Below are 12,554 nucleotides of genomic sequence, written 5' to 3'. Positions count from 1 at the left end.
TATCAAAATAGCTCGCATTTGAACATCTATCTCGTCTTTTATTGATCATCGAGTGCTGCCCTGGCGTCCTCATTAAGGTAGGGGTTGTCTTTGCCAGTCTCTCGTCCAGTAAAACTATCAGCAGCATTTCCGGTGAATGTCAACCCGGAATCGTGGGACCCAGGTATCCAGGTAGTTTCCGTGGCCTGAGCGGCCTGTGAAAGGGCCCAGTTAAGTTCGGCTACAGAAGTCCCTTCTGTCTCGGCCATGCTATCGAATGCTGCGTCCTTATTGGCGTGAAGATTTCCGTCCTCGTCTTCAGAAAGAATGCCCGTGTCATCGAGAATTTCCTCCACGGTACGGTTGCTTCCGTCGCCATCGAAATGCAAGTCTCCGATCTCCTCCAATGGATTATCGCTATTCCCATTGTTAAATTCTTCCATTGCCGTTTCAAGAACGACAGCATTCATTTTGTTCACCATCCCTTCCCTTGAGCCTACGGTCAGTCCATGTTCTTCAGAGCTGTTCTGAGCCACAACAAGGTTTGCAATCTCATCAGAATAATGACCACCAATAAGATCCACAGCTGTTCCGACGATAGGGACGTCGCTGACAAGTTTGGTCAAAACGGACCTTGTTGAGTCTGCGACATTCTGCTCTCTGTTCGCTTGGTCCTCCTCCCCGAGATTACGGGCAACGTATTCGTTCTGCAGTGCGCCGTCGACTAGCGAAGCGAGCGTCCCTGCCTTTCGTGTGGCTTCAGTGGGATCCCCCTGCTCTACAGCATCAACGGCCATGGCGGTGTTGAAAATATCGGTTGCAACGTGGGCACGCCCAGCTGAAACATCATTTGTCATCACAAGTTCCAGGAAAAGTAGCCGCTCGGAAGGGCTCAAGGAAAGCGTATTATCGTCAGGGTTCCAAGCATCTATGCCATCCTGCCTTTCCCAATCAAGATCCGGGATTCCTTCAGAATTATAGCCTTCGTTTCCGGCGAAGCTTACTATATAAGCCTCGTACATATCAGCGAGACTGTTCGTGATATCACCATTGAATTGGCCGAATCCAGCATTGTCATAAGTCCAAGTGCTGCCGTCCTCTGCTACAACTTCTACTTCGTTACCCGTGTAAAGCAATGCATCGTGATTCTCCTCGATGGAGATGAAATCAAAGAATCCGAGCATTGCCTCAGCAGCCCGCTCTTGCTCTGCGGAGTCTCCCTCGAGGGAATCGTCGGGGATCCAGTCGAAGAGGCCGGTTACCGCACTTCCGTTCGAGTGCCTTCCATCTTCATTCCACTGGTATGCGAGCAGGCCCAACAGGGAATCATTGGCTAGATCGGAAACTCTATCCGGGTCCACGTGGTGGCTTTCCGGAATATCCTGTTTAAGGATAGCGTGATTGGCATCAGAGTTTCTAGTGGCTACCTCAATAAGGTCACCGATGGCACCCTCCCCAGCAGTTTCGATGATGGTTTGGGTAATATCTGAATCTGGATCCACGGTGGCATCGTTGAGGAGCGTGCCCATGGAGAGGGACATGTTCAGGGACAGCCGCTCTCCCGCCTCCAGGTCTTCTGGTGCGTTCCCCAACAGTGCAGCCAGGTTGGCAAGGTCTTCCCCGTATCGGGTATCCCCGTCGCCGCTATTGGTGTACGTGTCATCGCCCCAAGTCGGGCCCAAAGACGCCTGTTGGATGCTGTCAGGAAGTTTCTCGTAACCGCCGCCAAGCTTGTCATTGGAGAGTGCCATTGCTCCAGCACCAAGCGCAGCAAGAAGGGTTTCCGCGGCTGTATCATCATCGATATTTTCCGCAATAGCGTCGGGGATAGCCACTGCGCCGTCACTACCGCCGGACCCTGATGGCGCCTCCATACCCTCCATCGCTTCGTACAGGGCATCAAGGTAGGCAATCTCCCCTTCGGAGAGCTCTTCGCCCCGTTGCTGTGCCTTTTCGGCACGCTCCTGAAGCATTTCCAGGTCTCTCAGTGCGCGTTCATACTCGTTACTGTTAATTTCCCCGCTTTCGAGTGCGTCACGCAGGGTGTTTCCGTGTGATCCACCCATTTCAGCGTCTAGCGGCATAGGGGCACGGTCCCCCACGAAGTTGTGTGCAAGCCAGCCCAGCCGTCCGTTGTTAACTAGTTCAGCGACAGTTTCCGCGCTGGTCCCACCTTTAAGGAGGGTGGAGCAGTCCTCGGCCTTTCCCTCGAGAGTCTCCCAGTGCTCGTCGGCTTCTTGTTGCAGGCCTTGTACGAAACTATCGTAAAGGGCAGCCTCTTCTGGAGTGTCCTTTGTGATTGGCGTTGCGCTCAGCCTAAGCTCAAGAGCCTCAATTTTCTCGTCATACCAAGTGAGATCCTCGGACCATTGGTCTGCGGCTTCTGCAGCGACAGCAAAGGCGAGGCCTGCCTCTCCCCAGTGGTCGTGGTTGACTGCCCCTGCGTTTCGGATTTCCTCTGCGAGAATGTCGCTAAAGTCCATTGAAGTCGTGTTGAACCCAGAGTACAGATCACCGCTGCTTCCGGTTAGCCTCCTGATCAGGCTGCGGAAATCATCTGCAATCTCAGTGGCTTCTTCTGGGGTGGAATCGGGAATCTTGGGATCGAATGACATGAATAGTATCCTGTAGTGAGTAAGTGGGGGTGGTCCTACATGAGTTCAATATTCTCCATGTTATCCGCATCTGTATTACCGATTTCGCTGGCCGATGAGTAGATGTTGTCGGAGATGTCGTTGGCCTGCGACTGCACGCTGTCCATGTAATGCTGGTATTCGGATTGAAACTCCGGCATGCCATCGACCGCCGGTTCCCCGCTGAACATGGAATCGGCTTCGTCGCAGATGGTTTTGAAGTCTTGTGACATTCCCTTGAGGCCTTCCGCGATGGTCAAGGCGTTGTCAGCCCCGGCCTGTCCGCTGGGAATGTCTGCTTCTACATTCGGCATGGTTCGGATCCTTTTCTGAGATCACAGGCAGATGCAGGGCCAGGGGGACCTGCATGACTGCTTCGTTGACTCGTACAAGCCGATCCTTATAGGCTCCGTCTTCCAGGTCAAGCCGCAGGGGAGTTTCACATTCTGGCCTGGCTGATCCCGTGTTGGGTCCAGTACCTTGTTTTCCCTGGTAGATGAGGGCGAAGGTTCAACTGCCGCGCTCTCATCGGCTGAATCAGCAGTCCGACAGTAAGTCTGAGTGAGGCAGGTCACAGGCATGAGCTATACCGGCATGGAGAACGATGACTCTCTATCCACCGGCGGTCGGGAGCTTGGGGAGGAGGCCGCCCAGCTTGACGCGCAGGCGCGTTCGCTGTTCAACGCGATGGAGGATGAGGTACAGGACGCGATGAAGGGATCCTCACCTCAGGCACTCCTCAATGCCCATTCTGATTTGAATGGCAGTTTTACGCAAATGGTCCTGTGGTTGGACGACATTGGCATCAAGCTCGGTGATGCCAACTCGGAGATCCTCGAAGCCGACTTCGAGAGCGGAGCGGCTATCGATGCTGCTGGTTCTGAAGCGGTAGGTTTTCCTTCGATCAATGGGTAGAGCCCGAATGATTCGCACCTGACACTAGTTTCCTAGTGCTTCTTGATTCGATTCTTTATTCATCTATTTTGGGATGTGGGATTTATGGCCCCTTCTAACGTTGGCGGCGACAGTGACCGGATTGATGACCTGGCTGGTCGGGAGCAGTTCTACAAGGATCAGCTGGATATGATCCTTGAAGCTGTCGATAAGTCTGTCGTCAACACGTTGACCGAGTTTCATGGTGAATCGTCTGACAAGTTCAAGGAGAACTACGAACAGTTCGACGATCGGAAGAGGAAGGTTGAGGCCGCCTTCGACCAGGTGATCCTGGAGACCAGGAACGCCGCTGACAATTGGCGCATGACTTCTGCTGCACTCAGTACCAAGTTCTCGGTTTAACTGGTTACCCGCCCCGGAATAGGAATCGATGAGTTCACCCGACACGACCAAAAGCGGCGGAGACCATGACGAGCTGGTACCAGAGGCGTTCAGGGTCACCGCCAACGCGGAGCAGTATGTTCTGGAGGCGGATGCCCTTCGCCGCCGTCAGCTGAGATCCGCCCTGCTCTATGGGTCCAGCCGTTTCTGGCGACGGAAGCAGCGTGTCTGGCCGTCGGTGATCTTCGGGGCCATCCTGGTGGCGGTTATCTGCGGTGTCATCGCCCTCATCGGGGCTTTTGACCGGCAGCAGGAGGTCAACGAAGAGCGGGGGCGGGGAATCCCGCTGATGTCCCAGACCCAGCCCAAAGGGTAAGACATGGCGGGCAGAGCGGGCAGAGCGGTCTGGCGAGCCCTGACGGTGCGATCGACTCGGCGGGGACCGTCAACCCGCTGAACGTTCTTTCTGCTGTTGGGCCTGCTCGACCGCGATGCGTTTGCGGCGGCGGGCTTCTTTCACGGACACCGAGACGATGCGGGTGACCGCGACGGCGGTGATGGCGGCCAAGGGGACGACGAGCATTGAGGCGGGCTGGCGGATGAGCCTGAAGGACGCCCCGTCAGGGTTCACGACCAGGAAGCCCGACGGGCGGACACGCGTGTAGCCGATGCCCCCTGCGCCGTCGCCGCCGTAGAACGGGACGTTCCCGGTTCCGCCGCCCATGGTGCTCAGGATGCTGACGCGGGCGACAGGGACCACGGTGGTGCTGCCGGAGGTCACCGGGTCGCCGAAGGCCGTGGTGGAGCTGGCCACGGAGCGGGCGTTGTCGAGCAGGGAGGTCAGCGCGGCCATCGTGCCGCCTCGGGCCTTGTTCCTGGGCATGCTGGGCTTCCTCTCCGACGGTGGCAATCTGATGTCACGCTATAGCGGGTGCCGTCCGGAGATGGGGATTCTGTGGCGTCTGGAGTGTCCTGGTTACTCGATGGTGTCGATGACATCGAGGGTGTCCGGGTCCATGAAGTTGACGTTCCCGTCGCCACCGACTCCGGCGATCACCTCCGGGTGGAAGGCTGCTCCCAGGAGCATGGGGTCCTCGTCCCCGTCCAGCAGGTCCTCTCCGGTCTCCACGTCCCACAGGTGGGCGCGGTGGACGTTGCTACGGTCGGCCGGGTCCTCCTCGTCGGTGGGGTGTACCCAGGTGATGTGCACCAGACCGCGGTCGGCTTCGGGGGTCAGCGCTCGGATGTGGCGGCCGTAGTCGACCTTCGCGTAGTCGTCCAGCGGGAAGGTGCCCAGTTCGGAATCGTCATCCAGGTCATGCCAGACCACTGCGTCGTCCTTAACGTAGATCAGCTGGTTCCGGTCGGGGGCGGTCACCGCCGTATTGGTGACGACGTTCCGAACGGTCTGGAGCTGGTCGCCGGTTTCCACGTCCCAGATGTAGATGACGTCGCCCGCGGCGCTGGCGATCCGTGTGTCGTCGATGAAAGTGAGGGAACGGGAGCTTTCCTCGTCGTTGAAGGTCAGCACCTTCTCGCCGGTTTCCGTGTCGAACACCGCGATGGAGTCGTCCCGTTCGAGTCCATGGCCGGTCGTGGTTCCCAAGGCCAGCCACCGGCCGTCGGGACTGAAGGCGAGGTCGACCACACTGTTGAGCTCCTGGGTGCCGTCGTGGAGCTCCGGGCGCTTCGGCCCGCGGTATTCGTACCTCTCCCCGGAGGGCAGGTTGTAGGCGGTCGCCATCCGGGTGGGGAACTCGTCGTCTTCCGCGGTCTTGTCGGGCCACACGGCCCCGACCGTGCAGCCGGCCGGGGAGAACTCCGGGTGGCTGACCGGGTCCGACCCCTCTGCGGGCCGGGCGAGGATCTCGCCTTCACGCCAGTCCCACAGGCTCAATCCGTGGTCTTCTCCGGCCAGGGCCAGAACGTCGCCGTCATCGGAGAAGGCTGCCTCGACGGCGTTGAGGGTTCCGACGTCTCCTTCGGGCTCCGGCAGGCCGATCCCGCCGTCCAGGCATGCGGTGTCGGTGATCAGCCCGTACTCCTCGGCAGACTCATCACCGCCCGACGCGCTCTGTTCGTACGGAACGAAGACGCGCTCGTAGCCCCAGAACGCTCCGGCGGCGACGACAAGGGTCAGGGCCAGCGCACCGGCGGTCAGCCCGACGAACCCTCCTCGGCTGCCCGGTGCCGGGGCCGGGCCAGAGGCCTGTGCCTGCGCTGCGGGCCCGGCCGGGAACGCTCGGCGCATGTCGGCGGCGGAGCTCTCCAGGACCGGGAGCAGCTCCGGAGGCCAGGCAGCGGTGGAGGACGCCCCGCCGAGCATGCTCACGAGGTCGACGGCGCTCGGCCTGAGGTTGGCGTTCTCCCGCAGGCAAGCGTCCACCACAGCCCGGAGCTGGAGCGGCACGCGGTCCAGGCCATCGGGCCCCTCGATCCCGCTCGCGGCGAAGCACAGGACCGCGGCCCAGGAGAAGACGTCCCCGGCGGGGGCACCGCCGCCCTCAGGGGCGGAGAACACGCTGTTCTCGGAGTCGTCGACCACGGGCGCGGGGGTCACACCCGGGTCGGCCAGGAGCGCGCGCTCGCCGGTCAGCAGGACGCCGGCGGGAGTCAGGGAGCCGTGGGCGTCCTGGGCGGCGTGCAGGGCCGCCAGTCCTTGGGCGGTGGCCACCGCGAGCGGATGCAGGGCAGCGGTCGGGAGCGCTCCGTGTACGGCGACCAGCCCGGCCAGGTCCGCGCCGAGCGGCTGTTCGGTGGCGACCCAGGGGACCGGGGCGTTGAGGTCGGAGTCCAGGACCGCGGCCACGTGCGGATCGCGCAGCCCTCGCGTGCTCTCCACCCGGTGGGTGAAGGCTGCCCGCGCGGTGGGGTCGGTGGCGTGCCCGGAGCGCAGGATCCGTACCCGAACCGGTGCTTGCCCGGAGGCCGTGCCCAGGTAGGAGCGGGTGTGGGTGTCCTCGCTCAGGCGTGCCAGGAGCCGGTAGGGCCCGGCCGTCGGCGGGTCGTAGGGGTGTAGGGGAAGCATGCTGCCTAGTCAGGGTGGTCCGGCTCGGTCTGAGTCCAAGCGGTCCGACTCAGTCGAACGTGTCGATGGTTTCCATGGTGACCGCGTCCATGATCCGGACCTCGTCCAGGTTTTCGGAGAGGCTGGCCAGGACCTCGCCCTCGGGGTGGACGGTCAACAGGATGAAGGGGTGCGTGTCGTCGCTCGGATCGGGAGTGAAGTCCTCCCCGGTGGACCGGTGCCAGACCCTGCTGGAGAAGTAACTCATGTCGTCCTCGTCGGCCTCGGTCATATAGAGGGCGTAGATCAGGTCGTGTACCGGGTTCGCCTCCACCTTGGTAACTTTACCCCTGGTCTCTTCATCGGGTTCGTACAGGACTCCCTCACCGCTCTCGAGGTCGAACACGACCGGGCCCTCGTTGTGGATAGCCAGGACGCTGTCCTCGTCCAGGAAGGCGACCTGGTTCCAGGAGTGCCATGCGAGCCCTCCGGACTCGAACAGCTCTTCCTGGCTGTCGGCGTCCCACACCGTCAGGTTGTAGCCGGTCATGCCGGCCATGCGGGTGCCCTCGGGGGAGTAGCGGAGGCTGCGGGCGGCTTCGGCGGAAAACCGCTCCGACACATCACCGGTGTCCAGATCCACCGGATAGACGCCGCCGCTGTCGTCGGTCAAGCTGTCATCGGCGAGGAGCACGCTCCGGCTGTCCGGGGTGAAGGCGACGGACCGCACGCTCCGGTCGTTGAAGTGCCTGGTGTGCTCCGCGGTCTCCAGGGAGATGATGTGTGCGCCCTGATCCGACCCGAGGCCGATGTAGCAGTCGTTCGGGCTGAACACCACGGGCCGGTAGGCGTCCGTCGGGACCGGGACGTCGGCCAGGGCGGTCCGCTCCTCCCAGTCCCACAGGGAGACGACGCCGTCCTGGCGCTGCACCGCGAGCACCGAACCGTCACTGGAGAAGCGGACGGAAGAGGCGTCCTCCGGGAGGGTGGGCTCGGCGTCGGCCGCCTCGACGTACTCCGGGGCCAGGTGCACGGTGGGGTCGCACTGCTTGCGCCCGGGCTCGTCCTCTTCTTCTTCCTCCCCCGAGGCGCTCTGCCCGAATCCGCCGTCGGTCACCGCCCACACACCGGCGCCGGCCACCAGCACGAGGGCGGTGGCGGCGGCACCGACCAGCGCGAGGGTGCGGCCCTTGGTGCCCTTCTTCGGCGGGGCGGGCGGCGCTTCCAGGTAGGGGCGGACGGCGGCGCGGTGGTCGTGCTCGAAACCGTCGAGGACCGCGACGGCGGTCTGCGGCAGCCACGCCCCGGCTCCGGGGACCGGCGGGACGGGGCCGCCGAGGGCTTGGAGGACCTGGTCGGCCCTGGGCCTGCGGGCAGGGTCCTTGTCCAGGCAGGCGGTGAGCAGTCCGAGCAGCGGCTCCGGGACCCCGTCGAGGTCCGGGTCCTGGTTGCCGATCCGGTAGAGGACCGCGGAGGGGTGCCCGTCGCCGAACGGGCTCCGGCCGGTGAGCGCGAACACCAGGACGGCGCCGAGGGCGAACACGTCGGCCGCGGGGCCGGACTCGTCGCCGCGGGCGGTCTCCGGGGCCATGTAGCCGGGGGTGCCGGCGAACTCCGGCGTCTCGCCGCCGGGGGCCTCGTCCATCGCCCGGGAGATCCCGAGGTCGATCACCCGGGGGCCGAGCGCGGAGACCAGGACGTTGCCGGGTTTGAGGTCGCGGTGGACCACCCCGGTGGAGTGCAGGTGGGCGAGCGTGCGGGCGATCGCGCGGCCCATGTGGGCGGCCGTGAATTCGGGCAGGGCGCCGACCCGGCGCACCATCTCCTGGAGCGAGGGGCCCAGCACGAACTCGGTGGCGAGCCAGGGTTCGGAGCCGGTGGTGTCGGCGTCCAGGACCCGGGGGAGGTCGCCGCCGGTCACCTGGAGCGCACGGTGGACCTCGCGCGCGAAGCGCTCGCGGAAGTCGGGCTCATAGGTGAACTCGGGCCGGACCACCTTGATCGCCAAGGGCTGGTTGCCGGCCCCCAGGCCCAGGTAGACGTGGCCCATACCGCCGGATCCGAGGGTCGTGACGATGCGGTAGCGGCCGATCCGCTCGGGCGGTCCGTCGTGGGGTGGGGTCATGGTGTACTCGCGTTCTACGGGGTTCCGCGCGAATCTTACTCATCGGCTTCGTACGGTTACGGGGCGGTCCGGGGGTTTCGAGTGCTCATCGGACGTTTTTGTTCGGTGCCGTGCACCGGAGACGGTGGGCCGTCACCCGCCCGGCTCCGGCTCGGTGCCCTTACTCGGGTCCTCCGACGGTGTGGGTGTCCAGGAGGGTCTCCGGGTCGAGGAACACCAGGTGGGAACCGCGGGTGCCTTCCTCCGCGACCACGATGGTCTCCCCGTCGGGGTGCACGGTGACCCGGTCGTGCAGGAGGGTGTTGCCCGAAGTCAGCTCCTCGCCGGTGGCGGCGTCCCACTTCCGGCCGCCGTTGTAGGCGCCTCCGGACAGCAGCGCCGAGCCGTCGTGGGTGAAGGAAAGGCTGTCGATGCTCTCGGGGGTCTCGAGCTCCGCCGTGGTCTCGCCCGAGGCCAGGTCGTGGAGGGTGACGTTCTCCAGGCCGGGGTGGTGGAGCGCGACCAGGGAGCTGTCCGGGGCGAAGGCCGGGATGTAGGCCTCTCCCAGACCCGTGTAGCCGGGGGGATCCCCGTCGCCGGGGAGCTCGACGACCGTCTCCCCGCTGTCCACCTCCAGCACCGCGACCCCCGGGTCCCGGCTGACCAGGCGGGCCACCGCGACGCGGGTGCCGTCCGGGCTCATCAGGACCTCGACGGACTCGCCCGGGTCGTGTGCGATCTCCGTCTCCATCAGGACCCCTTCGTCTCCCCGGCCCCAGTCCCACACGGTTGCGGTGCTGCGTTCGGGTCCCTCCTGTACGAAGGCCGCCCTGGTCCGCTCGTCCGCGAGGGAGACCGAAACGTGCGGTTCGCCGCTCCCGGGGGTTTCCGGGGAAGTGCGGGTCTGGTCGGCCTCCTCGCCGTCCGGCCACACCCGGACACCGTCCTGGGTGCCCATGCCCCAGATGCCGTCGGCGCTGACGTCGAACGAGGCCGGGATCCTGTCGCCGGTACCGGGGATCCCCCCTTCGCCGGGGTCCAGGGGTTCGCCCTCGCGCCAGTCCCAGGCGGTGTAGCTCTCGCCGGTGAGGACGTACACGGTGTCGCCGTCGGGGGAGAAGCGGATGGTCTCCACGGCCCCGGGCAGGTCCGGGTGGCTCGGGTTCGTGGAACCCTCCCCGGATTCCGCTCCCTCGGCCGCGCCCTCGTCTGAAGTTTCCCCGGCAGCCTCGTCGGCGGTCCCGTTCGGGTCGCCCTCCCAGGGGCGCACTGCGGCCAGCCCGGCCCCGGCGAGCAGCACGGCGGCGGCTACTGCGGTACCGGCCACCAGCGCGACCCGGCGGCGCTTCGGGGCGGTTGGCACGGGCTGCTCCGGCGGGGCGACGGGCACCGCGGCCATCACCCGGTCCAGCTCACGCTCCCGGTCGCTGATGTCCGCGCTCACCTCGTCGGGCAGCCAACCGTGCTCGGCCGAAGGCAGGGGCCCCGCGGACAGCACCCCGATGATCTCCGCCGCGTCCGGCCGTTCCCGGGGCTCCTTGGCCAGGCAGCGGGCGAGGAGGTCGCGCAGCGCGCCCTCAGGGAGGGCGCCGAGGCCGGGTTCACCGCTCACCACCCGGTGCAGGACCTGCGGTGCGGGGCCGGTGCCGAAGGGCGGTCGGCCGCCGGCCGCGTAGACCACGACCCCGGCGAGGGAGAAGACGTCGCTCGCGGCGGACTGCTCCCGCCCCAGCACCGTCTCGGGTGCGGCGTAGGTGGGGGTCCCGAACGACTGCCCGGTCTTGGTGAGGACGGTGCCCTCGACGGCGCGGGCGATGCCGAAGTCGATCACCTGCGGGCCGCGCGGGGAGAGCAGGACGTTGCCGGGCTTGAGGTCGCGGTGCATGAGCCCGGCGGCGTGGACGGACCGGAGAGCGCGGGCCAGGCCCAGGGCGAGGACCCGGAGGGAGTCTTCGGGGAAGGGGCCGTTCTCCCGGAGCGCCTCCGACAGCGTGGGCCCCGGGACGTACTCGGTGGCCATCCAAGGGGTGTCCTCGTCGGGGCCTGCGGCCACGACGGTCGGGGTGAACGGCCCTTGGACCCGCTGGGCGACGCGGATCTCCCGGTCGAACCGCGCCCGGAACTCGGTGTTCCTGGACAGTTCGGCGTGGACCACCTTGACGGCGGCCAGCCGCCCGTCGGGGGAGCGCGCCAGGTACACGTGGCCCATGCCGCCCGCGCCCAGGCGGGCGAGGAGCCGGTGCGGGCCGATGCGGTCGGGGTCGGACGGGGCCAGGGGTTTCATGACGCTCTCTTGGATGTGGGGCGGGACAGGGGAGGCGGGGCGTCCCCGTTCGGGTGGCTCAGCGGGTGCGGTTCACCTCAGGGGGTGCATGATCTCGAGGGTGTCGGCGTCGACGAGGTTGACGTCGCCGTTCTGGGCGATGGCGGCGATGACGTCCCCGTCGGGGTGGAGTGCAAGGGGGCGGGCGAGCTGGTGTTCCCCCCGGTCGGCCATGAGGTCCTCCCCGCTCTCCAGGTCCCACAGAGCGCCGTGGTTCGTGTACTCGGCCCCGCTGGACTGGGCGAGGTAGCGCTGGCTCAGGCCCTCCTCGTCGGTCACCCAGCCGACGTGGACGCGCTGGCGCTCCGGGTCGAGGGTGACGTGGGTGAGGACGGTGTAGGGGTCCTCCGCCAGCCCGCCCAGTTCGGGGGCGTCGGTCTCGGTGCGCTGTTCGAGGTCCCACCGGACCATGTGCCCGTAGTCGCCGTCGACGTGGACCACTTCGTCCGTGCCCGGGAGCGGGTCCAGGAGGTGCGGGGTGGCGTGGGACTCGGTGCGCAGGTTCTCGCCGGTGCCGGTGTCCCACAGGGTGACGCCCTCGGAGCCCGCGGCGACGACCCGGCCGTCCCCGGTGTAGGCGGCGTCCGTGATCCGCTCAGAACCCCAGGTGCGTTCGGTCTCCCCGGTGTCGATGTCGACCAGGGCGAACGTGTCCTGGTCCCCCATCTCGTCGTAGCCGCCGCCCAGGGCGATCACCAGCTGGGTGCCGTCCGGTGAGAAGGCGGGGACGCGGTCCGGGTAGGCGGACACCCGGCCGGAGAGGGGCGGGTCCGGGCGCTCGACCGCGTCACCCGAGGGCACGTCGAAGGTGGTCACCCCGCCCACGGGTTCGTCCGCGCCGTCGGGCTCGTGCGGGACCACGGCGGCGACCATGCAGCCCAACGGGGCGAACACGGGCCTGCCGTCCATGTGCACCTCTTCCGTCGGGCGGGCGATCTCCTCGCCCTCGCGCCAGTCCCACAGGGTGAGCCCGTGGTGGGCGCTGGTGACCGCGAGAAGGTCGCCGTCGGGCGAGAACGCGACGTTCATGGCGTCCAGGGAGGTGATCTCACCGGGGGGTTCGGGGAATCCGGTGCCGTCCAGGCAGCCCGCTTCGGTGATGCCTCCGGGGGCCTCTGCCTCGGCCTCTGCTTCCGCCCCTTGCGGTGTGCGCAGGGCCCAGACCGTGCCCGCGGCGGCCAGCAGCAGTGCCGCGCCGCCCGCGGCCAGCGCGACGGCCCGCCCCCGCCGGGG

The 12,554-nt window shown here is 65.8% G+C and carries 10 protein-coding genes; 3 read left to right on the top strand and 7 right to left on the bottom strand.

Going from position 1 to position 12,554, the window contains the following annotated elements:
• Positions 1 to 38: 38 nt before the first annotated feature.
• Both ACYVD1_RS12400 and ACYVD1_RS12395 read right to left on the bottom strand, forming a co-directional pair.
• On the bottom strand, positions 39 to 2,594 hold the full coding sequence (locus tag ACYVD1_RS12400; protein ID WP_460771587.1) for a TPR repeat region-containing protein: 2,556 nt from the start codon (positions 2,592 to 2,594) through the stop codon (positions 39 to 41).
• Between the two features lie 35 nt (positions 2,595 to 2,629).
• Complete coding sequence (locus ACYVD1_RS12395; RefSeq protein ID WP_460771585.1) at positions 2,630 to 2,926, bottom strand: hypothetical protein; 297 nt, start codon at positions 2,924 to 2,926, stop codon at positions 2,630 to 2,632.
• A gap of 265 nt (positions 2,927 to 3,191) precedes the next feature.
• On the opposite strand from ACYVD1_RS12395, the gene ACYVD1_RS12390 reads away from it, so the two are divergent.
• The 3 genes from ACYVD1_RS12390 to ACYVD1_RS12380 all read left to right on the top strand — a co-directional run bounded on the left by ACYVD1_RS12390 (position 3,192) and on the right by ACYVD1_RS12380 (position 4,263).
• The gene (locus ACYVD1_RS12390; RefSeq protein ID WP_460771583.1) at positions 3,192 to 3,527 is read left to right on the top strand and encodes a hypothetical protein; all 336 of its coding nucleotides are present in this window, start codon (positions 3,192 to 3,194) and stop codon (positions 3,525 to 3,527) included.
• An 84-nt stretch (positions 3,528 to 3,611) separates the two neighbouring features.
• A complete protein-coding gene (locus tag ACYVD1_RS12385; RefSeq protein WP_460771581.1) occupies positions 3,612 to 3,908 on the top strand; it encodes a WXG100 family type VII secretion target in 297 nt (98 codons plus the stop codon).
• 28 nt (positions 3,909 to 3,936) lie between these two features.
• Positions 3,937 to 4,263, top strand: coding sequence for a hypothetical protein (locus ACYVD1_RS12380; RefSeq protein ID WP_460771578.1), 327 nt, complete (start codon positions 3,937 to 3,939; stop codon positions 4,261 to 4,263).
• A gap of 69 nt (positions 4,264 to 4,332) precedes the next feature.
• On the opposite strand, the gene ACYVD1_RS12375 is transcribed toward ACYVD1_RS12380, so the two are convergent.
• The 5 genes from ACYVD1_RS12375 to ACYVD1_RS12355 form a co-directional block, all read right to left on the bottom strand.
• Positions 4,333 to 4,770 carry a GerW family sporulation protein gene (locus ACYVD1_RS12375; RefSeq protein WP_460771575.1) on the bottom strand — a complete coding sequence of 146 codons (438 nt, stop codon included), beginning with the start codon at positions 4,768 to 4,770 and terminating at the stop codon, positions 4,333 to 4,335.
• A gap of 93 nt (positions 4,771 to 4,863) precedes the next feature.
• The gene (locus ACYVD1_RS12370) at positions 4,864 to 6,915 is read right to left on the bottom strand and encodes a hypothetical protein (RefSeq protein ID WP_460771573.1); all 2,052 of its coding nucleotides are present in this window, start codon (positions 6,913 to 6,915) and stop codon (positions 4,864 to 4,866) included.
• Between the two features lie 49 nt (positions 6,916 to 6,964).
• Entirely contained in the window at positions 6,965 to 9,019 is a 2,055-nt protein-coding gene (locus tag ACYVD1_RS12365; RefSeq protein ID WP_460771570.1) for a WD40 repeat domain-containing serine/threonine protein kinase, read from the bottom strand.
• A 160-nt stretch (positions 9,020 to 9,179) separates the two neighbouring features.
• The gene (locus tag ACYVD1_RS12360; protein WP_460771568.1) at positions 9,180 to 11,282 is read right to left on the bottom strand and encodes a WD40 repeat domain-containing serine/threonine protein kinase; all 2,103 of its coding nucleotides are present in this window, start codon (positions 11,280 to 11,282) and stop codon (positions 9,180 to 9,182) included.
• A gap of 72 nt (positions 11,283 to 11,354) precedes the next feature.
• Positions 11,355 to 12,554 (bottom strand): WD40 repeat domain-containing protein (locus ACYVD1_RS12355; protein ID WP_460771564.1); only part of this gene is annotated, 1,200 nt, incomplete at its 5' end.

Source organism: Nocardiopsis nanhaiensis (assembly GCF_054778635.1).
This window is presented reverse-complemented; position numbering and strand designations above follow the sequence as displayed.